This window comes from Pseudomonas sp. 22082, from assembly GCF_052046055.1.
Classification (GTDB): Bacteria; Pseudomonadota; Gammaproteobacteria; order Pseudomonadales; family Pseudomonadaceae; genus Aquipseudomonas; species Aquipseudomonas pharyngis.
In genome coordinates, this window is the sequence record NZ_JBQEQB010000006.1 from 101,973 (window position 1) to 128,372 (window position 26,400).

At 61.9% G+C, this 26,400-nt stretch carries 26 protein-coding genes; 6 read left to right on the top strand and 20 right to left on the bottom strand.

Going from position 1 to position 26,400, the window contains the following annotated elements; all coding sequences use genetic code 11:
* Positions 1–30 precede the first annotated feature (30 nt).
* From ACTJK9_RS09225 to ubiE, 9 genes are all read right to left on the bottom strand, one after another.
* A complete protein-coding gene (locus ACTJK9_RS09225; protein WP_085611145.1) occupies positions 31–738 on the bottom strand; it encodes a 16S rRNA (uracil(1498)-N(3))-methyltransferase in 708 nt (235 codons plus the stop codon).
* Entirely contained in the window at positions 735–1,523 is a 789-nt protein-coding gene (tatC, locus tag ACTJK9_RS09230; protein ID WP_085611144.1) for a twin-arginine translocase subunit TatC, read from the bottom strand. Before tatC ends, ACTJK9_RS09225 begins: the two co-directional genes overlap by 4 nt.
* On the bottom strand, positions 1,520–1,984 hold the full coding sequence (gene tatB, locus ACTJK9_RS09235) for a Sec-independent protein translocase protein TatB (RefSeq protein ID WP_085611143.1): 465 nt from the start codon (positions 1,982–1,984) through the stop codon (positions 1,520–1,522). The genes tatC and tatB overlap by 4 nt, the downstream gene beginning before the upstream one ends.
* 10 nt (positions 1,985–1,994) lie before the next feature.
* Entirely contained in the window at positions 1,995–2,273 is a 279-nt protein-coding gene (locus tag ACTJK9_RS09240; RefSeq protein WP_007952423.1) for a twin-arginine translocase TatA/TatE family subunit, read from the bottom strand.
* Between the two features lie 25 nt (positions 2,274–2,298).
* The gene (locus ACTJK9_RS09245; RefSeq protein WP_007952422.1) at positions 2,299–2,631 is read right to left on the bottom strand and encodes a phosphoribosyl-ATP diphosphatase; all 333 of its coding nucleotides are present in this window, start codon (positions 2,629–2,631) and stop codon (positions 2,299–2,301) included.
* On the bottom strand, positions 2,624–3,025 hold the full coding sequence (hisI, locus tag ACTJK9_RS09250; protein WP_007909357.1) for a phosphoribosyl-AMP cyclohydrolase: 402 nt from the start codon (positions 3,023–3,025) through the stop codon (positions 2,624–2,626). Before hisI ends, ACTJK9_RS09245 begins: the two co-directional genes overlap by 8 nt.
* A gap of 80 nt (positions 3,026–3,105) precedes the next feature.
* Positions 3,106–4,710, bottom strand: a complete 1,605-nt coding sequence (gene ubiB, locus ACTJK9_RS09255) for a ubiquinone biosynthesis regulatory protein kinase UbiB (protein ID WP_440813459.1) — start codon at positions 4,708–4,710, stop codon at positions 3,106–3,108.
* Positions 4,707–5,330, bottom strand: coding sequence for a ubiquinone biosynthesis accessory factor UbiJ (locus ACTJK9_RS09260; RefSeq protein ID WP_007952419.1), 624 nt, complete (start codon positions 5,328–5,330; stop codon positions 4,707–4,709). Before ACTJK9_RS09260 ends, ubiB begins: the two co-directional genes overlap by 4 nt.
* Positions 5,330–6,100, bottom strand: coding sequence for a bifunctional demethylmenaquinone methyltransferase/2-methoxy-6-polyprenyl-1,4-benzoquinol methylase UbiE (ubiE, locus tag ACTJK9_RS09265; protein ID WP_007952418.1), 771 nt, complete (start codon positions 6,098–6,100; stop codon positions 5,330–5,332). The genes ACTJK9_RS09260 and ubiE overlap by 1 nt, the downstream gene beginning before the upstream one ends.
* Before the next feature lie 165 nt (positions 6,101–6,265).
* Here ubiE and ACTJK9_RS09270 point away from each other — a divergent pair, with 165 nt between their 5' ends.
* The 3 genes from ACTJK9_RS09270 to ACTJK9_RS09280 all read left to right on the top strand — a co-directional run bounded on the left by ACTJK9_RS09270 (position 6,266) and on the right by ACTJK9_RS09280 (position 8,013).
* A complete protein-coding gene (locus tag ACTJK9_RS09270; RefSeq protein WP_007952417.1) occupies positions 6,266–6,541 on the top strand; it encodes a polyhydroxyalkanoic acid system family protein in 276 nt (91 codons plus the stop codon).
* A 160-nt stretch (positions 6,542–6,701) separates the two neighbouring features.
* Entirely contained in the window at positions 6,702–7,124 is a 423-nt protein-coding gene (locus tag ACTJK9_RS09275) for a phasin family protein (protein WP_440813462.1), read from the top strand.
* A 10-nt stretch (positions 7,125–7,134) separates the two neighbouring features.
* Positions 7,135–8,013 (top strand): phasin family protein, encoded by an 879-nt coding sequence (locus ACTJK9_RS09280; RefSeq protein WP_085611141.1) that lies wholly within the window; start codon positions 7,135–7,137, stop codon positions 8,011–8,013.
* 70 nt (positions 8,014–8,083) lie between these two features.
* Here the strand turns inward: ACTJK9_RS09280 and ACTJK9_RS09285 are convergent, their stop codons facing one another.
* The 10 genes from ACTJK9_RS09285 to ACTJK9_RS09330 all read right to left on the bottom strand — a co-directional run bounded on the left by ACTJK9_RS09285 (position 8,084) and on the right by ACTJK9_RS09330 (position 20,966).
* Entirely contained in the window at positions 8,084–8,704 is a 621-nt protein-coding gene (locus ACTJK9_RS09285) for a TetR/AcrR family transcriptional regulator (protein WP_007952414.1), read from the bottom strand.
* Between the two features lie 28 nt (positions 8,705–8,732).
* Positions 8,733–10,415, bottom strand: a complete 1,683-nt coding sequence (gene phaC / locus ACTJK9_RS09290; RefSeq protein ID WP_064592889.1) for a class II poly(R)-hydroxyalkanoic acid synthase — start codon at positions 10,413–10,415, stop codon at positions 8,733–8,735.
* A gap of 151 nt (positions 10,416–10,566) precedes the next feature.
* Complete coding sequence (gene phaZ, locus ACTJK9_RS09295) at positions 10,567–11,421, bottom strand: poly(3-hydroxyalkanoate) depolymerase (RefSeq protein ID WP_007952412.1); 855 nt, start codon at positions 11,419–11,421, stop codon at positions 10,567–10,569.
* A 155-nt stretch (positions 11,422–11,576) separates the two neighbouring features.
* Positions 11,577–13,256, bottom strand: a complete 1,680-nt coding sequence (gene phaC, locus ACTJK9_RS09300; RefSeq protein WP_039772445.1) for a class II poly(R)-hydroxyalkanoic acid synthase — start codon at positions 13,254–13,256, stop codon at positions 11,577–11,579.
* Positions 13,257–13,514: 258 nt separating this feature from the next.
* On the bottom strand, positions 13,515–13,892 hold the full coding sequence (locus ACTJK9_RS09305) for a gamma-butyrobetaine hydroxylase-like domain-containing protein (RefSeq protein ID WP_011332068.1): 378 nt from the start codon (positions 13,890–13,892) through the stop codon (positions 13,515–13,517).
* Positions 13,893–13,968: 76 nt separating this feature from the next.
* Positions 13,969–15,306: an ATP-dependent protease ATPase subunit HslU gene (gene hslU, locus ACTJK9_RS09310; protein WP_440813467.1), complete on the bottom strand. Its 1,338-nt coding sequence runs from the start codon at positions 15,304–15,306 to the stop codon at positions 13,969–13,971.
* 55 nt (positions 15,307–15,361) lie between these two features.
* The gene (gene hslV / locus ACTJK9_RS09315; protein ID WP_003196958.1) at positions 15,362–15,892 is read right to left on the bottom strand and encodes an ATP-dependent protease subunit HslV; all 531 of its coding nucleotides are present in this window, start codon (positions 15,890–15,892) and stop codon (positions 15,362–15,364) included.
* 257 nt (positions 15,893–16,149) lie between these two features.
* Positions 16,150–16,866, bottom strand: coding sequence for an SPOR domain-containing protein (locus tag ACTJK9_RS09320; protein WP_039772438.1), 717 nt, complete (start codon positions 16,864–16,866; stop codon positions 16,150–16,152).
* A gap of 1 nt (position 16,867) precedes the next feature.
* Positions 16,868–18,604, bottom strand: coding sequence for an arginine--tRNA ligase (gene argS, locus ACTJK9_RS09325; RefSeq protein WP_085611138.1), 1,737 nt, complete (start codon positions 18,602–18,604; stop codon positions 16,868–16,870).
* Between the two features lie 142 nt (positions 18,605–18,746).
* Entirely contained in the window at positions 18,747–20,966 is a 2,220-nt protein-coding gene (locus ACTJK9_RS09330; protein ID WP_440813472.1) for a primosomal protein N', read from the bottom strand.
* 180 nt (positions 20,967–21,146) lie between these two features.
* Here ACTJK9_RS09330 and rpmE point away from each other — a divergent pair, with 180 nt between their 5' ends.
* The 3 genes from rpmE (at position 21,147) to ACTJK9_RS09345 (ending at position 23,645) form a co-directional block, all read left to right on the top strand.
* A complete protein-coding gene (rpmE, locus tag ACTJK9_RS09335; RefSeq protein ID WP_064585593.1) occupies positions 21,147–21,368 on the top strand; it encodes a 50S ribosomal protein L31 in 222 nt (73 codons plus the stop codon).
* Between the two features lie 41 nt (positions 21,369–21,409).
* Positions 21,410–22,192 (top strand): thermonuclease family protein, encoded by a 783-nt coding sequence (locus ACTJK9_RS09340; RefSeq protein ID WP_440813613.1) that lies wholly within the window; start codon positions 21,410–21,412, stop codon positions 22,190–22,192.
* A 184-nt stretch (positions 22,193–22,376) separates the two neighbouring features.
* The gene (locus tag ACTJK9_RS09345; protein ID WP_007952395.1) at positions 22,377–23,645 is read left to right on the top strand and encodes a malic enzyme-like NAD(P)-binding protein; all 1,269 of its coding nucleotides are present in this window, start codon (positions 22,377–22,379) and stop codon (positions 23,643–23,645) included.
* Between the two features lie 269 nt (positions 23,646–23,914).
* Here the strand turns inward: ACTJK9_RS09345 and ACTJK9_RS09350 are convergent, their stop codons facing one another.
* Complete coding sequence (locus ACTJK9_RS09350) at positions 23,915–26,359, bottom strand: penicillin-binding protein 1A (RefSeq protein WP_371857705.1); 2,445 nt, start codon at positions 26,357–26,359, stop codon at positions 23,915–23,917.
* Positions 26,360–26,400: the final 41 nt, after the last annotated feature.

Sequence of the window (26,400 nt, forward strand, 5' to 3'; positions counted from 1 at the left end):
AATCTGTAACGCCTTTTGTCCGGAGAGACTTCAGAACAGCCGGGCGAGCAGCGCGGTGACTGCGGTTTCGACCCGCAGGATTCGCTCGCCCAGTTGCACCGGTTGCAGCCCGGCCTTGGCCAACAGATCGATTTCGTAGGGAATCCAGCCACCCTCGGGGCCGATGGCCAGGGTTACCGGTTCGCTGAGGGCGCGGGGGCAGGGCGGGAAGTTGCCCGGATGACCGACCAGACCGAGGGTGCCGTCGGTGATGGCCGGCAGGCGATCTTCGACGAACGGCTTGAAGCGCTTCTCGATGATGATCTCCGGCAACACCGTATCCCGAGCCTGTTCGAGGCCGAGGATCAGTTGTTCGCGAATCGCTTCCGGCTCCAGGAACGGCGTTTGCCAGAAGCTTTTCTCGACCCGGTAGCTGTTGACCAGAATCACCTTCGACACGCCCATGGTCGCCACGGTCTGGAACACCCGGCGCAGCATCTTCGGGCGGGGCAGGGCGAGTACCAGGGTCAGCGGCAGTTTGGCCGGCGGCGGTTGATCGAGGGTGACCCGCAGCTCGGCTTCGCCCGCGTCAAGGCGCAAAAGCTCGGCCGAGCCCATCAGCCCGCCAGTGCGCCCGACCCGCAGGCTGTCGCCGACTTCCGAGCGGTGGACTTCCTGCATGTGGGTCAGGCGCCGATCACGCAGCACGACGCGGTCGGCCGCAATGAAGTCGGCCTCTTCGAGCAGCAGCAGGTTCATGGCTGAGTCGCTGGCGGCTGGTCGTTGTGATCGTCGGCGGTTTCTTCCGGGCGTTCGCGCTTGCTGACCAGACTGCCGAACAGGATGCCGACTTCGAACAGCATCCACATCGGCACGGCCAGCAGGGTCTGGGAGAAGATGTCCGGCGGGGTCAGGATCATGCCGACCACGAAGCAGCCGATGATCACGTACGGACGGATCTTCTTCAGGTATTTGACGTCGACCACGCCGATCCACACCAGCAGCACCACGGCCACCGGGATTTCGAACGCCACGCCGAAGGCGAAGAACAGCGTCATGACGAAATCGAGGTAACTGGTGATGTCGGTCATCATTTCCACACCGGCCGGGGTGGCCGAGGCGAAGAACTTGAAGATCAGCGGGAACACGAAGAAGTAGGCGAACGCCATGCCGGTGTAGAACAGCAGGATGCTGGAGATCAGCAACGGCACTGCGACACGCTTCTCGTGCTTGTACAGGCCCGGTGCGATGAAGCCCCAGATCTGATGCAGGATCACCGGGATCGCCAGGAACAGCGAGACCATCATCGTCAGCTTCAGCGGCGTCAGGAACGGCGACGACACGTCGGTGGCGATCATCGTCGCGCCCACCGGCAGGTATTCGCGCAGCGGCGTCGAAACGAAGGTGTAGATCTGCTGGGTAAAGGCAAACAGCCCGGCGAAGATGATGAAGATCGCCGCCACGCAACGCAGCAGGCGGGTGCGCAACTCGGTGAGGTGCGAAACCAGCGGCATGTGCTGGTCGTTTTCGGGGAGATCGCTCATGGGGCTCGCGGCGGCAATGTTGGGTCGTGAGGGGCCGGCGTTGTTGGCGCGGCAGCTGGAGCAATGGGTTCGACAGGCTTCATGATCGGCGCAGTTTCAGCGGCTGCGGCAGAGACGTGCTCGACGCTCGCCGTCGGCGCATGAATTGTTTGTTCCACAACCGGAGGCACTGGCGTCTGATCTGCCACCGGCTGTACCGGCGTCGGCTCCTGCTGAACCGGCGTGAAAATCTTCCGCGCCTCCTGTTCCAGCGACAGGATGTGCTCGTTGTGCAGTTGCCGACGGATTTCGTCGGCACCGATTTCACGCTCAACTTCCTGTTTGATCGCGTTGAAGCTGCGCTTCAGCCGTCCGACCCACAGGCCGGCGGTGCGTGCAGCGCCCGGCAGACGCTCGGGGCCCAGCACCAGCAGGGCGACGAGGCCGACGAGCAGCAGTTCAGAGAAGCTGATACCAAACATTAGTCAGTGCTCACACGTCTTTGCGGATCGGCTCTTCGACTTTCTGCGCCTGCACGTCGATGGTGTGCGGCGGGTTGGCCTGAGCGGTGGCTTGCGGCTGTACCGGCGGTACCGGTTGCGCAGGCGTGACGGTCGGATCGGCCGGTTTTTCGTCGTCGTTCATGGCTTTACGGAAGCCCTTGATCGACTCGCCAACGTCGGTGCCGAGGTTCTTCAGTTTCTTGGTACCGAACACCAGTACCACGACCACCAGGATGACGATCCAGTGTTTCCAGTCAAAAATGCCCATGTTGCTGTTCCTCTCTTGAAGTTGTTCAGGCGGACGGGCGCGAGGCTTTCTCGACGTGTCCGGACAGGCCGAAACGGCGATCCAGTTCATCCAGCACCGCCTGCGGATGCTGCCCCAGCTGGGCAAGCATGACCATGCTGTGGAACCACAGGTCGGCGGTCTCGTAGATCACGTCGCTGCAGTCGCCGCTGACGGCGGCGTCCTTGGCGGCAATGATCGTTTCGACCGATTCTTCGCCGACCTTTTCCAGAATCTTGTTCAAGCCCTTGTGATACAGACTAGCCACATACGAACTGTCGGCAGCAGCGCCCTTGCGCTCTTCCAGCACCTGAGCGAGGCGGGTCAGGGTGTCACTCATGTTTGTGTCCTGCGGAGTAAATAGCGTGCGGGTCTTTCAGGACCGGGTCGACCGTTTTCCAGTCGCCGTTTTCGAAGACGCGGTAGAAGCAGCTTTGACGGCCGGTATGGCAAGCGATGTCGCCGATCTGTTCGACCATCAGGATGATGACGTCGGCGTCGCAGTCCAGACGCATTTCATGCAGCGTCTGTACGTGGCCGGACTCTTCGCCCTTGCGCCACAGCTTGCCACGGGAACGTGACCAATAGATGGCACGGTTTTCCGCCGCGGTCAGCTCCAGGGCTTCGCGGTTCATCCAGGCCATCATCAATACGCGTCCGGTCTTGTGATCCTGGGCAATCGCCGGCACCAGGCCATCGGCGTCCCACTTGATCTCGTCCAGCCAGTTTTTCATCTTCGACTCCGACAGCGAACCCACACTTCAATAGTCGGGTTCAGGCGTTGAAACAGTGTGCCAGCCGATCACGGAACTGGCTATCGGCGAACGACCAGATACAAGCCGACTGCCACCATGATCCCGGCGGGCCAATGCCCCAGTTCGTGCATCGGGCCCCCGGCGGCGAGGATCGTACCACCCGCCAGATGGGCGCTGCCGAGCAGGCGCAGGAACCAGTCGTCCTTGCGTTTTTTCCACGGTGGCGGCGGGTCGTTGGCGTGGGGCTGGGACATGCGTTCGAGCAGGTCGCGGGCCATGTTGGCCAGGTGCGGCAGCTGCTCGAACTGGCTCTGCACGTTGCCGATCAAGGCTTTCGGGCTGACGCGCTCGCGCATCCAGCGTTCGAGGAACGGCTGCGCGGTGTTCCACAGATCGAGGTCCGGGTACAGCTGACGGCCCAGGCCTTCGATGTTCAGCAGGGTCTTTTGCAGCAATACGAGTTGCGGCTGCACTTCCATGTTGAAGCGGCGCGCGGTCTGGAACAGGCGCATCAGCACCTGGCCAAATGAAATATCTTTTAATGGTTTTTCGAAGATCGGCTCGCACACGGTACGGATCGCCGCTTCGAATTCATTCAATTTGGTTTCCGCCGGCACCCAGCCCGAATCGATGTGCAATTGCGCCACCCGGCGGTAGTCGCGCTTGAAGAAGGCAAACAGGTTGCGCGCCAGATAATCCTGGTCTTCCGGGGTCAGGCTGCCGACGATGCCGCAGTCGATCGCGATGTACTGCGGGCTCCACGGGTTGACGGTGCTGACGAAGATGTTGCCCGGGTGCATGTCGGCGTGGAAGAAACTGTCGCGGAACACCTGGGTGAAGAAGATCTCCACGCCGCGTTCGGCAAGCAGCTTCATGTCGGTGCGCTGGTCGGCGAGGGTCGCGAGATCCGTCACCTGAATCCCGTAGATGCGCTCCATCACCAGCACTTTCGGCCGGCACCAGTCCCAATAGACTTGCGGCACATACAACAGCGGCGAGCCTTCGAAGTTGCGCTTCAACTGGCTGGCGTTGGCCGCCTCGCGCAACAGGTCGAGTTCGTCGTAGATGGTTTTTTCGTAGTCGCTGACCACGTCCACCGGGTGCAGCAGACGGGCATCGGCGGAGACCTTCTCGGCGGCGCGGGCGAGGATGAACAGCCACGCCAGATCCTGGGCGATGATCGGTTTCAGGCCCGGGCGGATCACCTTGACCACCACTTCTTCGCCAGTCTTCAGTTGCGCGGCGTGCACCTGCGCCACCGAGGCCGAGGCCAGCGGTTCGACGTCGAAGCGGCTGAACACTTCGCTGATCTTCTTGCCCAGTTGCTCTTCGATCAGTTTGACCGACAGCTGCGAATCGAACGGCGGCACGCGGTCCTGCAACCGCATCAGCTCATCGGCGATGTCTTCCGGCAGCAGGTCGCGGCGGGTCGAAAGGATCTGCCCGAACTTGATGAAGATCGGCCCTAGGTCCTGCAACGCCAGGCGCAGGCGTGCGCCACGGCTCAGGTCGAGCGGCTTGCGCGGGAACCAGCGCCACGGCAGGACGTAGCGCAGCGCCAGCAGGAACCACGGCAACGGCAGATCGAACAGCAGGTCATCGAGGCGGTAGCGGATCACGACGCGCTGGATGCGCAACAGACGGCGGACGGCGAGCAGCTTCATGCGTTATCGCTTGGGTCGAGGGATCGGGAAAGGCGCTCGAAGCGCGCCTCGAGACGTTCCAGATCGAGTTTGATCCGGTCCAGTTCGCTGAAGCGGGCTTCGGCTTCGCGCTGCCCGACGAGGGTGCGCGATTCTTCGGCCAGGTATTCGGCGAGGTTCTGGTTGAGGCTGGCAAATCCTTGTTGATACCAGCGGGCGCGGCTGCGCAGGTGGCCGCCGACCAGTTGCGTGGCGACAGGTCCCAGCCAGCGCGAGAGTTCGTACTCCCAGTCCAGCTCCAGGTCCTGCAGCACGCCCGCCAGCTCCAGCAGCACGCCGCTGTCGCCGTCGAGTTCGACTTCCGGCGCGTGCAGCACCGCCGTCTTGTCCTTGCTCAGGGCCAGTTTCACCAGACTCGAGGCCGGGGCGCGCAGGGTGCAGTCGACGCCGGTTTCCCAGTGGGACGCCAGCATCAGGCCTTCGTCGCTCGGCAGAATGAACAGTTGCAGCGCCGGGCTGCGGCAATCCACGGCAATCACTTTGCCGGTCAGGTGCGCCAGTCGCGGCAGCGCCGTGCTGTCGAGACGCAGCACGCGGTTCAGGCCGAGTTCGACGCTGGCGAGCAGCCCGGTCAGCAGCATCAGGGCTTGATGCCGCGGTGCAGGGCGACGATGCCTGCGGTCATGTTGTGATAGGTCACGCGGTCGAAACCGGCGTCGACCATCATCGACTTCAGGGTTTCCTGATTCGGGTGCATGCGGATCGATTCGGCCAGGTAACGATAGCTTTCCGAGTCGTTGGTGATCAGCTTGCCCATCAGCGGCATGAAGGCGAACGAGTAGGCGTCGTAGGCCTTGGACATCAGCGCGTTGGTCGGCTTGGAGAATTCCAGCACCAGCAGGCGGCCGCCCGGCTTGAGGACGCGCAGCATCGAGCGCAGGGCGTCTTCCTTATGCGTCACGTTGCGCAGGCCGAAGGCGATGGTCACGCAGTCGAAATGGTTGTCCGGGAACGGCAGCTTTTCAGCGTCGGCCTGGACGAATTCGACGTTGCCCGACACGCCGACATCCAGCAGGCGGTCACGACCGACCTTGAGCATGGATTCGTTGATGTCGGCCAGCACCACCTGACCGGTCGGGCCGACCAGGTGCGAGAATTTCTTGGTCAGGTCACCCGTACCGCCGGCGATGTCCAGCACGCGGTTGCCGGCGCGTACGCCCGACAGTTCGATCGCGAAACGCTTCCACAGACGGTGCATGCCGCCCGACAGAAGGTCGTTCATCAGGTCGTACTTGGCGGCCACGGAGTGGAACACCTCAGCGACTTTTTCCGCTTTCTGGCTTTCCGGAACGTTTTTGAAGCCGAAGTGAGTGGTGGGTTCGGCATCGCTGCCTTTGCGCTGATCAGTCATATCGCTGTCACCAAAAGAGAATGCGCGACATTCTAATCCCCAAGCCATGCTTTGTCTTGGAATGGCTAAAGGTAAGATGGGCAACCTTCGGGACGATTTGCCGCAGTGGCGGTCAAGATTCGTTGCAGGCATTCATAGCCCCATTCAAAAAGCAGGAGTCATTCAATGGCCCATATCAGTGTTGAGCGTGCCCACAGCCTGGGCAAGGAAGCGGCCCGCGAGAAAGCCGACAAACTGGCGCAGAAACTCTCCGATCAATATGGCCTGGAGCCGCAGTGGTCGGGCGATGTCCTGAACCTCAAGCGTTCGGGCGTGAAGGGCGCGGTGCACGTGGCCGAGGATTCGATCCGGGTCGACGTGGAACTGGGCCTGATGATGTCGGCCATGAGCGGCATGATCAAAGCCGAGATCGAAAAGGCGCTGGATAAAGCGCTGGTCTGATCAGGACAAACGGGGAGCTTCGGGCTCCCCGTTTTTTTCTCCTGCACCTGCCTTTTATGTCAGTTGTTAGGGTGCCGTTTCTAATTTTTCTCCCTACTTTGTGCCTGAGCCCGACACTCGTCAGGGCAGTTCCTCAAACCTTCTGCGCGTGAGGTGCACCATGGCCAAAGTCATTTTGAAGAAAAAAATCGACGCTTCGACTTCCGCTCTGAGCGACGTCAAATCCTATGCCCGCAAGATCTGGCTGGCAGGCCTGGGTACCTACACCAAGGTCGGTCAGGAGGGCAGCGAGTACTTTCAGGAGTTGATCAAGGCTGGTCAAACTGTTGAAAAGAAAGGCAAAAAAGCCGTCACCGAAAAACTCGAAGCGGCCAACGCCGAGATCGATGAAGCCAAGAGCGAAGTCAGCTCTTTCAAAGGCCGGGTCGAAGTTCAGCTCGACAAGGTCGAGAAGGCGTTCGACACGCGTGTGGCCAGTGCCTTGAATCGTATCGGCATTCCGTCTAAACATGACGTTGAGACACTCTCTGCTAAGCTCGATGAGCTGACGGCATTGCTCGAACGCGTCGCGCGTAAATCTTAAGGAGAACGGGATGGCTGGTAAAAAGAACACCGATAAAGAAGGCAGCTCGTGGATCGGAAAAGTCGAAGACTATTCCCGCAAGATCTGGCTGGCTGGTTTAGGCGTGTACTCGAAGATCGACACTGACGGCAGCAAGCTCTTCGATACATTGGTCAAAGACGGCGAGAAAGCCGAGAAGCTCACCAAGGCTGCAGTCGGCAAGAAAGTCGATGCTGCCAAGGATTCTGCAAGCTCGGCAAAATCGCGCATCAGCGGCGTGAAAGATCGCGCACTGGGCACCTGGGATCAGCTGGAAGGGGCTTTCGACAAGCGCCTGAACAGTGCGATTTCGCGCCTGGGCGTACCGAGCCGCAACGAGGTGAAGGATCTGCACAAGAAGGTCGATACCCTGACCAGGCAGATCGAAAAACTCACCGGCCTGAAAGCTCAGCCTGTCGCGGCGAAAACCGCAGCAGCCAAGCCTGCGGCCAAAACCGCTGCCAAGCCACTGGCTAAAGCCGCCGCCAAACCGGCCGCAAAACCAGCAGCCAAAACTGCTGCCGCCAAGCCTGCAGCGAAAGCCGCGGCCAAACCGGTTGCTGCCAAGGCCGCCGCCAAGCCGGCTGCAAAATCAGCCGCTAAACCTGCGGCCAAGCCAGCAGCCAAACCAGCAGCGAAAACCGCAGCAGCCAAACCCGCCGCCAAGCCTGCCGCCAAACCGGCTGCGGCGAAAAAGCCTGCAGTGAAAAAACCGGCCGCGCCGAAAGCCGCTGCGCCGAAAGCTGCTGCACCCAAACCGGTGACCACACCGCAAGCACTGGCAAGCACGTCGAACTCCGCCTCGGCTCCAACCCCGGCGCCTGCTCCGACTGCTGCATCGACGCCGTCGACGCCAACCAGTCAGTCCTGATTTTTCAGGGCTCAAAAAAACGCCCGGCCTGTGAAGGTCGGGCGTTTTTGTTTGGGTAAAAGCCGTCGGATTACTCGTGATCTTCGAGGTACTGCAAAGCCATCCTCTCCGTCGCCACCTTCACCGGCGGCAACAGATGCGGCGCCACCAGCATCATGATCTGGTACACCACCAGCCGCACTTCTCCTTCGCGATCAAGAATCCGTTGATAGTCCAGCGAGAACAGCAGCGTCATGGTGATCTGCTCCACCAGTTGCCCCAGCGCCTGGGTGTCGCTGACCAACTGCCCCGACGCCTTCAACCGCGCCAGCAATGACGCCAGCGTGCGCTTGAGCACGTTGAGAAACTGGCGAATACCCTTGGCCAGTTTCGGCAGGCGGCCGGCCAGGTTCGACAGGTCCTGGAACAGGAAGCGGTACTGCGCCAGCCGTTCGACGATCAGGTGCAGGAACAGCCAGTAATCCTCCGGCGCCAGTTCGACATCGGCGGGCGGGTCGAGCAGCGGGGCGAGGTCGTTCTGGAAGCGCTCGAACAGTCCGAGAATCAGCGGTTCCTTGCCGTGGAAGTGGTAGTAAAGGTTGCCGGGGCTGATCCCCATTTCATTGGCAACCTCCATGGTGGAGACGTTCGGCTCGCCCTTTTCATTGAACAACTGCAGGGCACATTCGAGGATCCGTTCGCTTGTTTTCATCCAGTCTTCTTAAAAGGGCTTGAGTCAGTCAGCGCACACGCACATAGGTGCCGGGTGCCGCTTCCATCGGTGGATAATTGGCGTTGCCGAGGGTCATCTGGGTTTCGTGCAGGGTGCCGGAGCGCTGCTGCACCCACTCCAGCCATTGTGGCCACCAACTGCCGTCGACTTTCTTGGCGTCGTAGTACCAGGCGCGCGGATCGCCGCTGAGCTTTCCGTTCTCGACGTAATGGGCTTTCGGGTTGCCCGGCGGGTTGAGGATGCTCTGCACGTGGCCGCTGTTGGACAGCACGAAGCGCCGCTCGCCGCCCAGCAACAGTGTCGAGCGATACACCGCGTCCCACGGCGTGATGTGGTCGTTCATGCCGGCTACGCTGAAGCTGTCGACCGTGACCTTCTGCAGATCGATCGGCGTGCCGCACACTTCCAGGCCCCCCGGATGGGTCAACGGGTTGTGCTTGAAGAAGTCCAGAATGTCGCCGTGAAACGCGGCGGGCAGGCGGGTGCTGTCGTTGTTCCAGTAGAGGATGTCGAACGCCGGCGGCTCCTTGCCCAGCAGGTAGTTGTTGACGAAATAACTCCAGATCAAATCGTTGGGGCGCATCCAGGCGAACACCTTGGCCATGTCGCGACCGTCCAGCACGCCTTTCTGATAGGAGCGCCGCTTGGCCGCTTCGAGCGTTTGCTCATCGGCGAACAGGGTGGCCGGGGTGTTCATTTCACTGTCGAGCAGGCTCACCAGATAGGTGGCGCTGGAGACCCGCCGCAACTGCCGCTTGGCCTGCAGATGCCCTTGCAGCGCGGCGATGGTCAGCCCGCCGGCGCAGGCGCCCATCAGGTTGACCTCACGGGCGCCGGTGATCGCCCGGCAGATGTTCATCGCTTCTTCCACGGCTTCGACGTAGGTCGACAGGCCCCATTCGCGATGCCGCACATCCGGGTTGCGCCAGCTGATCATGAAGGTCTGCAAGCCGTTCTTCAGGGCGAACTGGACGAAGCTGTTGCTCGGGCTGAGGTCGAAAATGTAGTACTTGTTGATTTGCGGCGGCACCACCAGCAGCGGTTTCGAATACTGTTTTTCGCTCATCGGCCGGTACTGGATCAGCTCGAGCATTTCGTTGCGAAACACCACTGACCCTGTGGTGGTGGCGACGGTCTTGCCGACTTCGAAAGCCTGTTTGGTGACCTGGCGTGGCAGGCCGTCGTTGTGCAGCAGGTCGTCGATCAGATGGCTGAGACCGCGCACCAGACTATGGCCGCCGGAGTTGAACAGCTCCTTCACAGCCAGCGGATTAAGCAGTGTGTTGGAAGGCGCCACGGCGTCGTTGAGCAGGGTGAAGGCGAAGTGTGCGCGGGCGCGGTCATCGTCGCTCATGCTGCTCTCGTCGATCCAGCTCTTGACCTGTTTCTGCCAGGCCAGATAAGCCTGCAGGCTGCGCCGATAGAACGGGTTCAGGCTCCACGCCGGATCGGCGAAGCGGCTGTCCTGCGGATTGGTCGGGTGCAGAGTTTCGCCGAGCAGCACGCGTCCGAGCGCGCCCCCCAGCTTCAAGGCGTGTTTTGCACTGTGGATCGGATTGCGCAGGCCGTGGGCCGCGACGCTGCGCAAGGTCGAGATCAGGTCCCGGCCGCGCAGACCGGTCATGGCACTCTGTGCATTGATGAACACGGCGGGGCTGGGCACGACGCCCGTCGCTGGTTTGTCACGCATGACTCAACACTCCTTCGTCTTCAGGCCAAAAACAAACACACCGAACCAGAACACCATAGACGCTGTTGCGGGTTGTTGCCTGCGTGGCTTCCTGCCACGCACCTGTGCGGACACGTTGCAAGACGCTGTCCAGAAATCCGTGCCAGGACGGTTATCCGCCCAGCGGTGTCGGGTGCGGATGCATCACCGCACGCTGACGTTCCTCCTGGAGGAATTTCATGATGATCGGCGCCACCGCCTCGGCCCGGGTAATCAGGAACAGATGCCCGTCGTCGATGATGTGCAGCTGCGCGTTGGGGATTCGCCAGGCGAGCATGCGCATGTTGATCAGCGGGATCAGCGGATCGTCATCACCGGCCAGCACCAGCGTCGGCTGATGGATCTTGTGCAGCCAGTGAATGCTGGTCCAGCCCAGGCCCGCGAACAGTTGCCAGTAGTAGCCGAGTTTGCCCGCCGAACGCACCTTGGCCGCATGGCTGGCGGCGAGTGTCGGGTCGCGGCGGAACGAGCCGCCGTAGATCATCGGGGCGATGCGGATCACATGGGACGGCTGGATGTAGCGCCGTGGGCTGGCCATCATCCACAGCACCTTCGGCTTGCCCGGCACCATCACCGCACCGGCGGCGGTCGCCGCCAGCACCAGCTTCTTGCAGCGCTCGGGATAGTCGTAGGCGAACTGCTGCGCCAGCGCGCCACCCCAGGACACGCCGATCACGTTGACCTGTCCGTAGTCGAGGTAATCGAGCATCCGCGCGGTGAGCTTCGCCAGCCCGGGAAAGCGATACGGACGGCTCGGCGTCGAGGAACCACCGACACCGGGCACGTCGAAGGCGATCACTTCCAGGTCCGGATCCAGCGCCGCGACAAAAGGAAACACCAGCTCCAGGTTGGCGCCGATGCCGTTGAATATCAGCAAGGGCGTCAAGTGAGGCTTGCCGGGGCGGACCGCCGTGCGGATGGTCTGGCCATCCAGCTCGACGGTTCGAAAGATGAACGGGTGCGGCATGCTTCAAGGCCCTGTGGGTCAATCTCAATGTCACCTCGTACCCTTTGTGGGAGCGGGCTTGCTCGCGAAGGCGTCGTGTCAGTCGCCATTGATGTTGGCTGATCAACCGCTTTCGCGAGCAAGCCCGCTCCCACAGGGGGAATGAGGTGTGTCGGTTACCGCTCGTGAACGTAAGTGCCCGGTGAAGCTTCGCCTGCCGGATACGCTTTGTTGCCCAGCTTGGTCGGCGCCTTTTTCAGCTCGCCCGACCGCGCGGCCTGCCACGCCTGCCAGTACAGCCACCAGGAGTCGGCGTGCTTGGTCGAATTTTCCTGCCAGTCATCGGCATTGGCGGTCATTTCGTCGCTGGTCATGTAGCGCGACTTCGGGTTGCCCGGCGGGTTCAGGATGCTCTGGATATGCCCGCTGCTGGACAGCACGAATTCGACCTTGCCACCGAACAGCTGCGCCGACTTGTAGCAGGACTTCCACGGAGTGATGTGGTCGTTGGTGCCGGCCAGCGAGAAGATGTCGGCGGTCACCTGCTTGAGGTCGATCGGCGTGCCGCACACTTCCAGTGCATTGGGGCGGATCAGTGGGTTGTTTTTGAACATCTCGATCAGGTCGCCGTGGAACGCGGCCGGCAGTCGAGTCGTATCGTTGTTCCAGAACAGGATGTCGAACACCGGCGGTTCGTTGCCGAGCAGGTAGTTGTTGACCCAGTAGTTCCAGATCAGGTCATTCGGGCGCATCCAGGCGAAGACCTTGGCCATGTCTTTGCCTTCGAGCACGCCGGCCTGATACGAATGGCGCTTGGCGGTCTCCAGTGTCTGCTCGTCGACGAACAGGGCGACGTCGCTGTCCAGCGTTGTATCGAGCACGCTGACCAGCAGGGTCAGGGCGTTGACCTTGTTCTCGCCGATCGCCGCGTAGTGGCCGAGCAGGGCGGTGCAGGTGATGCCGCCGGAGCAGGCGCCGAGCATGTTGACGTCCTTGCTGCCGGTGATCGCAGTGACCACGTCGACCGCTTCCTTCAGGGCTTCGATGTAGGTCGAGAGTCCCCACTCGCGCTGTTCCTTGGTCGGGTTGCGCCAGCTGACGATGAAGGTCTGCACATTGTTGCGCAGGCAAAAACGCGCCAGGCTCTTGTCCGGGCTCAGGTCGAATACATAGAACTTGTTGATCTGCGGCGGCACCACCAGCAGCGGGCGCTCGTGCACTTGCTCGGTGATCGGCTTGTACTGGATCAGCTCCAGCACGTCGTTGCGAAACACCACCGCGCCTTCGGTCACGCCCAGGCTCTTGCCGACCTCGAACGCGCCCATGTTGACCTGGCTCGGCATGCCGCCGTTGTGCACCAGATCCTTGGCCAGGTGCGAGAGGCCGTCGAGCAGGCTCTTGCCACCGGTCTCGAAGAAGCGTTTGACCGCCGCCGGGTTGGCCGCCGTGTTGGTCGGCGCCATGGCCTCGGTCATCAGGTTGATCACGAAGTGGCCGCGCGCGATGTCCTTGGGCGAGAGGCTGCTGTCGTCGATCCAGGCATGGAGTTCCTTGCGCCATGCCAGGTAGGTTTGCAGATAACGTTTGTACAGCGGGTTCTGACTCCACGCCGGATCGACGAAGCGACGGTCATCGCCAGCCGGTTGCAGATCGGATTTGCCGAACAGCACGTTCTTCAGTTCGAGGCCGAACTGGGTGACGTGTTTGACACTATGGATCGGTTGTTTGATGGCCTGGGTCAGCACCATTCGAGCAGAGGCCAGCAGATCCTTTCCGCGTAGCCCAACGACAGGATTCAGCCCCAGGGTGTTCTCCGAGGCCTGGTACTTCAAATCATCGTTATTCTTGTTACTCATCTACGACGCTCCATTGTCCTGAGACGAGTACCCGGTTTTCTGCTGTGCAGTTCCACAGCCAATGCCAGGTACTACTGCTCGGGTGACCGTTGATTCTGCATAGCTGCTTTACAGTCGTAGAGCATTGCAGGGAACTTGCCAGTTCCATTGGTTACCCGAGAATGATTTTTTTCGCAAGCAGCCGATCCCGGGCCGCTTTAGCGGAGCATTCAAACAGATGAATCTAGAAAATGCCCTCTAAACAGTCCGAGCCGCGGACTAGAGCATCAGCTTGACGACGGACTGGTCCGGGTCGCGGGTTTTGCCGGCGGCTTTGAGCTCGGCCAGATAATCCGCCCAGAGTGCGTCATGACGTCGCCCCAGCTCGTACAGGTAATCCCAGGTGAACAGGCCGCTGTCGTGACCGTCGTCGAAGGTCAGTTTCAGTGCGTACTGACCGGCCGGTTCTACCTTGGTCAGGCCGACGTGCAGCTTGCCGAATTGCAGGATCGGTTTGCCGTGGCCCTGGACCTCGGCGGAGGGGGAGTGCACGCGCAGGAATTCGGCGGGCAGGGTGTATTCCTCGCCGGACGCGTATTTAAGCGACAGGGTTTTCGAGGCTTTGTGCAGTTTGATGTCGGTGGGGAGTTGGGTCATCGCCGGCGTTCCGTCAGGTGGAAAAAATTGTGGGAGCCGATGGCTCCCACAGTTTCACGACCACTGTAAGTATGGCTTACAGGATATAACGGGACAGGTCTTCGTTCTGCGCCAATTCGCCCAGGTGGCTGTTGACGTACTCGGCGTCGATCTCGATCGCCTTGTCGTCGTGGGCGCTGGCCAGATCGCCGGCACTGAACGACACCTCTTCCAGCAGACGCTCGAGCAGCGTGTGCAGGCGACGGGCACCGATGTTCTCGGTCTTCTCGTTGACCTGCCAGGCGATCTCCGCCAGACGCTTGATGCCTTCCGGCTGGAACTGGATGTTCAGGCCCTCGGTTTTCAGCAGTGCGCAGTACTGCTCGGTGAGCGAGGCGTGCGGTTCGCTGAGGATGCGTTCGAAGTCCTGCGGGCTCAGGGCCTTGAGTTCCACACGGATCGGCAGACGGCCTTGCAGCTCCGGCACCAGATCGCTCGGCTTGCTCAGGTGGAACGCACCGGAGGCGATGAACAGGATGTGGTCGGTCTTGACCATGCCCAGCTTGGTGTTGACGGTGCAGCCTTCGATCAGCGGCAGCAGGTCACGTTGCACGCCTTCGCGGGACACATCAGCGCCGCCGACATTGCCGCGCTTGGCGACCTTGTCGATCTCATCGATGAACACGATGCCGTGCTGCTCGACGGCTTCCAGGGCCTTGGCCTTCAACTCTTCTTCGTTGACCAGGCGACCGGCTTCTTCGTCGCGTACCAGTTTCAGCGCTTCCTTGACCTTGAGCTTGCGGGCCCTCTTCTTGCCCTTGCCCATGTTGGCGAACAGGTTCTGCAACTGGTTGGTCATTTCTTCCATGCCCGGAGGCGTGGCGATTTCGATGCCGGCCATCTCGGCGACTTCGATCTCGATTTCCTTGTCGTCCAGCTGACCTTCGCGCAGGCGCTTGCGGAACAGTTGGCGAGTGTTGGAATCCTGGGTCGGCGCTTCTTCGTTGCTGAAGCCCATGCGTGCCGGCGGCAGCAGGGCGTCGAGGATACGGTCCTCGGCGGCGTCTTCGGCGCGGTGGCGAACGCGGGTCATTTCCTGCTCGCGCAGCATCTTGATCGCGGCGTCGGCCAGATCACGGATGATCGACTCGACGTCACGGCCGACGTAGCCGACTTCGGTGAACTTGGTCGCTTCGACCTTGATGAACGGCGCGTTGGCCAGTTTGGCCAGGCGACGGGCGATCTCGGTTTTACCGACGCCGGTCGGGCCGATCATCAGAATGTTCTTCGGGGTCACTTCAACGCGCAGCTCTTCAGGCAGCTGCATGCGGCGCCAGCGGTTGCGCAGGGCAATCGCGACAGCGCGCTTGGCATCGTCCTGGCCGATGATGTGGCGGTTGAGTTCGTGGACGATTTCGCGGGGAGTCATGGACATAATAATTGACGGTCCTCAAGCAGAAACAAGCCGTGGCACTGGGGCCGCGTCAGGCTTATTCAGCGAGATCCTGCTCCTCAATGGTCTGGGTGTGGTTGGTGAATACACAGATGTCGCCGGCGATGCCGAGAGCGGTCTCGACGATTTCGCGGGCCGACAGGTCGGTCTTCTTCAGCAGGGCGCTGGCGGCGGCTTGCGCATAGGCGCCACCGGAACCCATGGCGATCAGGCCGTCTTCGGGTTCGACCACGTCACCGTTGCCGGTGATGATCAAGGATGCGTCCTTGTTGGCGACCGCAAGCATCGCTTCGAGGCGGCTCAGGGAGCGGTCGGTGCGCCATTCTTTGGCGAGTTCGACGGCGGCGCGAACCAGGTGACCCTGGTGTTTTTCAAGCTGGCCTTCGAAACGTTCGAACAGGGTAAAGGCGTCGGCGGTGGCACCGGCGAAACCGGCGATGACTTCGCCGTGGTACAGGCGACGAACTTTCTTCGCGTTGCCTTTCATCACGGTGTTGCCGAGAGAAACCTGGCCGTCGCCGCCCATGACGACTTTGCCGTGGCGGCGGACTGAAACGATGGTGGTCAAGGGAAGAGTCTCCACACTGCGGGGCGAAAATGCCTTATGCCCATTCATATGGGGGTGGTGGAGAGGATTTCAACTGCGGGGCGGGAGAGGGGACGAGCGGTGATTTGTGCATGATCGTTCCCACGCAGAACGACATGATCGTTCCCACGCTCCGCGTGGGAATGCCTCAATGGATGCTCCGCGTCCCCGCGGCAAGGGACGCGGAGCGTCCCGGGCTGCATTCCCACGCAGAGCGTGGGAACGACCGGTGAGGAGGATCAGCGGCTCTGGCGTTGTTGTAACAGCAGGTTGCTGAAGCCCGCGCCCGCCAGTTGTTTCTGGGCGGTGGTCAGTTGTTCGCGGTTGCTGAACGGGCCGACCAGTACGCGATACCAGGTTTCGTCCTTGACCGTCCCGGATTCAACCGCGACTGCCTGGCCGAGCAGAATGATCTGCGCGCGGACCTTGTCGGCATCCGTCTCTTTGCGGAACGAGCCGGCCTGCAGGAAGAACTTGGTCACCGGTGCAGCCTTGGTCACCGGTGGCGCTGGCGGCGGGGTGATTCCGGCCAGCGCAGCCTGCGCCCGTGCGGTGTCGATCTTCGCCGCTTCGGCCGGGGTCACCGGCGTGGTCGGGATTGCCGGCACCTGTGGCGTCGGCAGGGTTTTCTCCGGCACGGCATCAGGCGGCACGATCACTTCCGATTCCGGCAGCAGGGTGTAGAAGTCGTACTTCGGCTTCACCGGTTGCGTCGGGCTCGGTGGGGTCTTGTTGGCCTCGGCGATCTTGGAGGCTTTCTGTTGCTGCTGTTGCTCGACCTTCTCGCGCTTGACCGTGTCGCTGCCCTTGCCCGGCTCCAGTTTCATCAGGAACACGATGAACGCGCCGACCGTCAGGCCGATGGCCATCCACAGCCAGCCCGGAATCGGCTGCTTCGCTGGAGCTTGGTAACGGCTGGCGCCACGCTTGGGTGCAGGTTTTTTCTTGGCAGCCAACTTACATGCGCTCCAGGGTTTCCAGGCCGAGCAGTTCCAGGCCTTGCTTGAGGGTACGGCCGGTCAGCGCGGCAAGGCGCAGACGGCTTTGCATTTGTGCCGGGGTGTCGGCGGCGAGGATCGGGCAGTTCTCGTAGAAGCTGGAGAACAGACCGGCCACGTCGTACAGGTAGGTGCAGAGAGTGTGTGGCGTGCCCTTTTCCGCAACGTTGTTCAGCACTTCACCGAACTGCGCCAGTTTGGCTGCCAGTTCCTGCTCGTGCGCCGCTTCGAGGACGATCTGGCCGTCGACTTCGCTGAAATCCTTGCCCAGTTTGCGGAACACGCCGGCCACGCGGGTGTAGGCGTACAGCAGGTACGGCGCGGTGTTGCCTTCGAAGTTGAGCATCAGGTCGAAGTTGAAGCTGTAGTCGCTGGTGCGGTGTTTCGACAGGTCGGCGTATTTCACCGCGCCGATGCCGACTACTTTGGCGATGGCGCGCAGTTCGTCTTCGGCCAGTGTCGGGTTCTTTTCCTTCACCAGGCTGTAGGCACGTTCCTGCGCTTCGGTCAGCAGGTCGATCAGCTTCACGGTGCCGCCGTCACGGGTCTTGAACGGACGGCCGTCGGCGCCGTTCATGGTGCCGAAGCCCATGTGCTCCATTTCCATCGGATGGGTCACGAAACCGGCCTTGCGTGCCACGGCAAACACTTGCTGGAAGTGCAGGGCCTGACGCTGGTCGACGAAGTACAACGCGCGGTCGGCCTTCAGTTTGCCGCTGCGATAGCGCACGGCCGCCAGGTCGGTGGTGGCGTACAGGTAGCCGCCGTCAGCCTTGACGATGATCACCGGCAGCGGCTCGCCTTCGGCGTTCTTGAATTCGTCGAGGAACACGCACTGGGCGCCGTTGCTTTCGACCAGCATGCCGGCGGCTTTCAGGTCGTTGACCACGTTGATCAGGTCGTCGTTGTAGGCGCTTTCGCCCATCACGTCGGCCATGGTCAGTTTGACGTTGAGCAGTTCATAGATCTTCTGGCAGTGCGACAGCGAGATGTCCTTGAACTTGGTCCACAGCGCCAGACATTCAGCGTCGCCGGCCTGCAACTTGACCACCAGACCACGGGCGCGGTCGGCGAATTCCGGGGATTCGTCGAAGCGTTGCTTGGCGGCGCGGTAGAAGTTTTCCAGGTCCGACAGCTCGTCGCTGGTGATCGGGTTTTCCTGCAGGTACGCCATCAGCATGCCGAACTGGGTGCCCCAGTCACCCACATGGTTCTGGCGGATGACATCGTCGCCGAGGAATTCGAGGACTCGGGCCACACCGTCGCCAATGATGGTCGAGCGCAGGTGGCCGACGTGCATCTCTTTGGCCAGGTTCGGCGCCGACAGATCGACCACGGTGCGTTGCGCCGGGCCGGCCTTGCGCACGCCAATGTGATCGTCGGCCAGGGCGGCGTCGAGGCGCGAGGCCAGCGCTTGAGTGTTCTGGAAGAAGTTGATGAAACCGGGGCCGGCGATTTCGGCCTTGGTGACGTTTTCGTCAGCCGGCAGGGCGGCGATGATTTTTTCCGCCAGATCGCGCGGCTTCATGCCCGCAGGCTTGGCCAGCATCATGGCGATGTTGCTGGCAAAGTCGCCGTGGGTCTTGTCCCGGGCGTTTTCCACCTGGATCGCCGGCGTCAGGCCTTCAGGCAACACACCTTCGTTGACGAGTTGGGTGAGGGCTTGTTGGATCAGCTGGCGAATGGTGTCTTTCATGGTCTTCTCTTTCGACCGCAAGCGCGGCGGCGCATCGATGCGCGGGTGGAAAAACTGGGCATTATCCGTTGCGAAGACGGGCTTGCCAACCTTAGCAGGCAGGATGTGGATGTGTGGTGACAATTCGGCCGGTTTTGCCCGGTCAGTACAGATCCACCGGGTCGACATCCAGCGACCAGCGCACCGCCCGGCCGCTTGGCATCTGTTCTAGCACCAGCAGCCAGCTCGCCAGCAATCGGTGCAGCGGCGCCCGGGCCGTGGCCTGCAACAGCAGCTGCGCGCGGAAGCGCCCGGCCCGGCGTTCCATCGGCGCCGGCACCGGCCCCAGCAGTTCAATGCCGGTCAGATTCTGTTCGGCCAGCAAACGCTCGGCCTCGCTGCAGGCTTCATCAAGAAAGCCTTCGGCCTGCCCCGGCTTGTGCGCTTCGGCGCGCAGCAGGGCGAGATGGGCGAACGGCGGCAGGCCGGCTGCGCGGCGTTCGCTCAGGGCCTGCTCGGCGAAGGCGAAGTAACCCTGCTCGGTCAGTTGCACCAATAAAGGATGGTCGGCGAGGTGGGTCTGGATGATCACCTTGCCTGGCTCTTCTGCACGCCCGGCGCGCCCGGCGACCTGCACGATAAGTTGCGCCATGCGCTCGCTGGCGCGGAAGTCGCCGGAGAACAGGCCGCCGTCGGCATCAAGGATCGACACCAGCGTCACCCGAGGGAAGTGGTGCCCCTTGGCCAACATCTGGGTGCCGACCAGAATGCACGGCTGGCCTTTCTGGATCGTGGCGAACAACTGATTCATCGCATCCTTGCGTGACGTGCTGTCACGGTCGACGCGCAACACCGGATAGTCCGGGAACAGAATCGCCAGTCGTTCTTCGGCCCGCTCGGTGCCGGCGCCCACAGGCCGGAGATCGACCTTGTTGCACTTCGGGCATTGGCGCGGCACGCGCTCGACGTAACCGCAGTGGTGGCAGCGCAGTTCGCCGTAACGCTGGTGCACGGTCATCCGCGCATCGCAGCGCTGGCACTCGGACATCCAGCCGCAGTCATGGCACAGCAGCGTCGGGGCAAACCCCCGGCGGTTGAGGAACACCAATACCTGCTGGCCGGCGGCGAGGGTCTGGCCGATGGCTTGCTGCATCGGCCCGGAAATGCCGCTGTCCAGTGGACGGCTTTTCACATCCAGGCGCAGGAAACGTGGCTGCTTGGCGCCACCGGCCCGCTCGTTCAGTCGCAGGAGTCCGTAGCGACCGGTGTAGGCGTTGTGCAGGCTTTCCAGGGATGGGGTCGCGGAGCCGAGCACGATCGGGATGTTTTCCTGCCGCGCCCGCACCAGCGCCAGATGCCGCGCGTGGTAGCGCAGGCCTTCCTGCTGTTTATAGGAGCCGTCGTGTTCTTCATCGATGATGATCAGCCCCGGATTCTTCATCGGGGTGAACAGCGCCGAGCGGGTGCCGATAATAATGTCGGCCTCGCCGTCACGGGCGGCGAGCCAGGCGTCGAGGCGATCGCGGTCGTTGACTGCCGAGTGCAGTAGGGCGATGCGGGCGTTGAAGCGTTGTTCGAAGCGGGCCAGGGTCTGCGGGCCGAGGTTGATCTCCGGGATCAGCACCAGCGCCTGTTTGCCGGCCTCGAGGGTTTCGCGGATCAACTGCAAATAGACTTCGGTCTTGCCGCTGCCGGTGACCCCGGCCAGCAAGAACGCATGATAACTGTCGAACCCGGCGCGAATTGCCTCATACGCGGCGCGCTGTTCGCTGTTGAGCGGCAGTTCGGGCTGGGCCAGCCAGTGTTCATGGCGCGCGCCGGGGGCGTGACGGCGCACTTCGACCTGCACCAGATCCTTGGCCAGCAACAGGTCGAGGCTGTCCTTGCTCAGCATCAGTTTGCTCAGCAACTGATGGGCGACGCCGTGGGGGTGCTGGGCTAAAGTCGCCAGGGCTTCACGCTGGCGCGGGGCGCGGGCGATGCGCGGGTCGTCGAGGCTGGCGCCGGGAGCCGCCGACCAGAACCGTTCCTGACGGGCTTCGGCCAGTTCGCCCTGACGCAGCAGCACTGGCAACGCCCAGCTCAGAGTGTCGCCGAGGCTGTGCTGATAATACTGAGCCGTCCACAGGCATAGCTTGAACAGCGCCGGCGGTAGCGGAGCGGTGGCGTCGAGCAGGGCCAGCGCCGGTTTGAGCTTTTCCACCGGCACTTCGCTGGTGTCGGTGACCTCCACCAGAATCCCGATCATCTCCCGTCGGCCGAACGGCACTCGCAGGCGCATGCCCGGTTGCAACTGCGAACGCAGCACGCCGGCCGGGGCCCGATAGTCGAACAGGCGGCGCAGGGGCGATGGCAGGGCGAGGCGCAGAATGGCGTCGGGCACGCGGGATCTCGATAAGAAGCTAACAAGCAGCGGGGATGATGTTTGGGCCGGGAGCCTAGCAGACGGTCGGTCTCAGTGACAGCTTGCGTGATCGGGATTGTCTGGTAGAATCCGCGGCCTAATTACGTGCGGTATTCAACAATCGTGTTGGATGGCGGCACGCCAGCTGAGGAATACACCATGAAAGCCGATATCCACCCGAATTACCCAGAAATCGCTGTTACCTGCTCGTGCGGTAACAAGTTCGAAACTCGTTCGACCTTCGGCAAAGCCCTGGCGATCGACGTTTGCAACGAATGCCACCCGTTCTACACCGGTAAGCAGAAGACTCTGGACACCGGCGGCCGCGTGCAGAAGTTCGCAGACCGTTTCGCTACTTTCGGCGTTGGCAAAAAAGCCTGAGGCTGATCATTTTGGAAGGTCGTTTCGACTTCTCCAGACTGATGAAAAAGGCGTCCCTTGCGGGCGCCTTTTTTGTGTCCGCGATTTGGCTCTCCTCCGCTCAGGCCTTCTGCCCGGCGCCGGCCGGGCTGGACAGCGCCACGGTGCAGCGGGTGGTCGACGGCGACACCCTGCGCCTGAGCGACGGGCGCAATGTGCGGATGATCGGCCTCAATACGCCCGAGCTCGGCAAGCAGGGCCGCAGCGACGAGCCGTTTGCAGTGGCCGCGCGCAAGCGTCTCGAAGCCCTGGTCGCCGAGAGCGACGGGCGGGTCGGCCTGCAACTCGGCGCCGAGTCCAAGGACCGTTACGGCCGCACCCTGGCCCATGTTTTCAGCGCCAAGGGTGAGAATCTCGAAGCGCAAATGCTCGCCGATGGCCTCGGTTTCCAGGTCGCGGTGGCGCCGAATGTCGATCTGGTCAATTGCCAGCAAGCCGCTGAACGCCGCGCACGACAGTCCGGGCTGGGCCTGTGGAAGCGCTCGCCTGTACTGAAAGCGGAGCAGATCGAGCGCTCGGGTTTCGCGCTGGTCAGCGGTCGTGTGAGCAAGGTGCAACGCAATCGCGGCGGAATCTGGATCGAGTTGCAGGACAAGCTTGTACTGCGCGTTGCACCCAATCTGCTGGAAAGCTTCGATAGCGCCGCTCTGCAGGCGTTGAAAGGCAAGCAGATCGAGGCCCGTGGCTGGGTGGTCGACCGTTCCCGGCGCGGTGGACTGAAATCAGGTCAGGCGCGCTGGCTGTTGCCGCTGACCGATCCTTCGATGCTCCAGTCGTCCCGCTGAAGAAAAAGTTGTAGACATTTTTTATGTCGATTGTGAACAGTCTAGCCCTTGTGTGCCGTGGCTCTTGGCCCAAAGTCTTAGGGCAGGGCGCTTGACAGGGGTGACCGGGCAGTCTTGTGGGGACTTTGCGAGGCGCGTATCCTCGCTGACCAGTCTGTCCAACAGTAAAAAGCGGAATGCCAAAATGTCTGATCTGAAAACTGCCGCTCTCGAATATCATGCCAATCCTCGTCCAGGAAAGCTGAGTGTCGAGCTCACCAAGGCCACTGCTACCGCCCGCGACCTGTCGCTGGCCTACAGCCCCGGCGTAGCTGAACCAGTGCGCGAGATCGCCCGCGATCCTGAACTGGCCTACAAGTACACCGGCAAGGGCAACCTGGTTGCAGTCATTTCCGATGGCACCGCGATTCTGGGCCTGGGTAACCTCGGCCCACTGGCCTCCAAGCCAGTGATGGAAGGTAAAGGCGTGCTGTTCAAGCGCTTCGCCGGCATCGACGTCTTCGACATCGAAGTCGACTCCGAAAGCCCGCAAGCCTTCATCGACACCGTAAAACGCATTTCCATCACCTTCGGTGGCATCAACCTGGAAGACATCAAGGCACCTGAGTGCTTTGAGATCGAACGTGCTCTGATCGAGCAGTGCGACATTCCGGTATTCCACGATGACCAGCACGGCACCGCGATCGTGACCGCTGCGGGCATGATCAACGCCCTGGAAATCGCTGGCAAAACCCTGGCCGACGCCAAGATCGTCTGCCTGGGCGCCGGCGCAGCTGCCATCTCCTGCATGAAATTGCTGGTGAGCATGGGCGCCAAGGTCGAGAACATCTTCATGGTTGACCGTACTGGCGTGATCCACGCTGGCCGTGACGACCTGAACCAGTACAAGGCTGTGTTCGCTCACCCTACCGAGAAGCGCACCCTGGACGACGCCATCGAAGGCGCTGACGTATTCGTCGGCCTGTCGGGCCCGAACCTGCTGAGCGCCGAGCAACTCAAGCGCATGGCGGCCAACCCGATCGTTTTCGCCTGCTCCAACCCTGATCCGGAAATCTCCCCGGAACTGGCTCACGCCACCCGTAACGACGTGATCATGGCCACCGGCCGTTCGGACTACCCGAACCAGGTCAACAACGTACTGGGCTTCCCGTTCATCTTCCGTGGTGCCCTGGACGTTCGCGCCAAGCGCATCAACGAGGAAATGAAGATCGCTGCCGCCAACGCCCTGCGCGAACTGGCCAAGCTGCCGGTGCCTCAGGAAGTCTGCGACGCCTACGGCGGTATCTCCCTGGAATTCGGCCGTGAGTACATCATTCCGAAGCCAATGGACAAGCGCCTGATCACCGTGATCTCCGACGCCGTGGCCAAGGCTGCGATCGAGACCGGTGTGGCGACCCTGCCGTATCCGAAGAACTACCCGCTGAAAAGCGTGGATGACGTGTTCAACGGCTAAGTCGTTGTAGCGCTTCAGCCGAAAGCCCCGGTTCGCGAGAGTCGGGGCTTTTTTGTGCCTGTTGATTTTGGGGTGATCTTAAGGGCCTCTTCGCGGGCAAGCCCGCGCCCACAGGGTTTTGTGGCGTTCACAAATGGAGCGTACACCCGGTTACTGTGGGAGCGGGCTTGCCCGCGAAGAGGCCGGCCCAGACAACACAAAATGAACAGGCAATAAAAAGCCCCGCACTTCAATCGAAGGCGGGGCTTTTTAGCGGTTCAGGATCGGGATCAGAACAAATCGATCGGCGCCTGCTCATCCGCCGGCAGCGGACTGCCCGGCACGGTGCCATTGCCGATCTCGTTGACCGACGGAGGCGTGTCTTCGGCCTTGAACAGCTCGAAATAGGCGCCCGGCGTGCTCGGCGATGCCGCGCGACCGCTGACCGGATCCACCCGCAGGCTGAGAATGCCTTCCGGCTCCGGCTGGACATGCGGTGGCTTGTCCTTGAGCGCGGCGGCCATGTAGTTCATCCAGATCGGCAGTGCCACGGTGCCGCCGAACTCCCGGCGACCGAGGCTTTCCGGCTGGTCGAAACCGGTCCACACGGTGGTCACGTAGTCGGCGTTGTAGCCGGAGAACCACGCATCCTTGGATTCGTTGGTGGTACCGGTCTTGCCGGCGATGTCGCTGCGGCCCAGGGCCAGTGCGCGACGGCCGGTGCCGAGCTTGATCACGTCCTGCAACATGCTGTTGAGGATGTAGGTGGTACGGCCATCGACGATGCGCTCGGCAACTGCGGGGGCTTGCGGTACAGCGGCGTTGCCTGGCGCTTCCCCTGGAACCGGCGCTGCGTCGACGGTGATCGATTGCGTTGCCGGTGCCGCGATACCGTCGGTGGCCGCGCCGCCCTGCGGTACGGTCGGCGGGTTGGCGACGAACAGCGTGTCGCCATTGCGGCTTTCGATCTTGTCGATGATGTACGGAGTGATCTTGTAGCCGCCGTTGGCGAAGGTGCTCCAGCCGGTGGCGATCTCCATCGGCGTCAGGGTCGCGGTGCCCAGCGCCAGAGACAGGTTTGGCGGCAGGTCCTGCTTGTTGAAGCCGAAGCGGGTGATGTAATCGATGGTCTTGCCCACGCCCATCGCCTGCAACAGGCGGATCGACACCAGGTTGCGCGACTTGTACAGCGCCTCACGCAGACGGATCGGGCCGAGGAAGGTGTTGGTGTCGTTCTTCGGACGCCAGACCTTGTCCAGGTACTCGTCGACGAACACGATCGGCGCGTCGTTGACCAGGCTGGCGGCGGTGTAGCCGTTATCCAGTGCGGCGCTGTAGACGAACGGCTTGAAGCTCGAGCCCGGCTGACGCTTGGCCTGCATCGCACGGTTGTAGTTGCTCTGCTCGAAGGCGAAACCGCCGACCAGCGAACGGATTGCACCGTTCTGCGGATCCAGCGACACCAGCGCGCCTTGCGCCTGCGGAATCTGGCTGAACTTCAGCGAATTGTTCGGCTGGCGCTGCACGCGAATCAGATCGCCGACCTGTGCCACATCCGACGGCTGACGCGGGTTGGCGCCCATGCTGTTGGTATTGAGGAACGGGCGCGCCCATTTCATGGTGTCCCACGCCACATGTTCTTCGCCGGTGCGGGTCAGTACTTGCAGGCCGTTCTTGTCGACCTGGGTGACGATGGCCGGTTCGAGGCTGCTGATGGTGCGCTGCTTGGTCAGTTCAGTGGCCCAGGCTTCGCGGGTCTTGCCCGGCAGACGTGATTCAGGGCCACGGTAGCCGTGGCGCTGATCGTAGGTCATCAGGCCTTCATGCAGCGCGGTATTTGCCATTTCCTGGAGGTTGCTCGGCACCGTGGTGGTGACGCGGAAACCTTCGGTGTAGGCGTCGCTGCCGTAGCGACCGACCATTTCGGCACGGGCCATTTCGGCGATGTACGGCGCGTTCACTTCCGGGGTCGGCACGTGATAGCTGGCGTTCAGCGGCTCGTTGATCGCAGCGGTGTAGTCGGCCTCGGTGATCTTGCCGAGCTTGTACATGCGGCCGAGGATCCAGTCGCGACGCTCCTTGCTGCGCGCAGGGTTGGCCAACGGGTTGAAGCGCGACGGGGCTTTCGGCAGGCCGGCGATCATCGCCATCTGCGCCAGGCTGACTTCGCGGATCGACTTGCCGTAATACACCTGCGCCGCCGCCTCGATGCCGTAGGCGCGGTTGCCCAGATAGATCTTGTTCACGTACAGCTCAAGGATCTCGTCCTTGGTCAGCTGGCGTTCGATCTGCAGGGCCAGAAGGATTTCCGTGGTCTTGCGCGAGAAGCTGCGTTCGCTGGTCAGGAAGAAGTTCTTCGCCACCTGCATGGTGATGGTGCTGCCGCCGGACTGGATGTGCCCGCTCTTGACCAGTTGAGTCGCGGCACGCATCAGGCTGCTCGGATCGACGCCATAGTGATTGGCGAAGTTGTCGTCTTCAGCACTTAGTAACGCATTGATGAAATTGGGGGGAATGTCGGCGAAACGGATCGGTGTGCGGCGCATTTCGCCAAATTCTGCGATCAACTTGTTGTCGCTGCTGTACACCCGCAGTGGAATCTGCAACTGAATGCTTCTCAGCGCCTCCACAGATGGCAAACCCGGACTAAGGTAAAGAAACGCGCCGCTGAGACCTAAAAGCAGTCCGCAGAAAACGGCGACGATGGACCAACCGAAAAATTTCAGCAGACGAATCAAGGCTTTTGGACATCCACGGCAAAGAATGAATTGGGCGA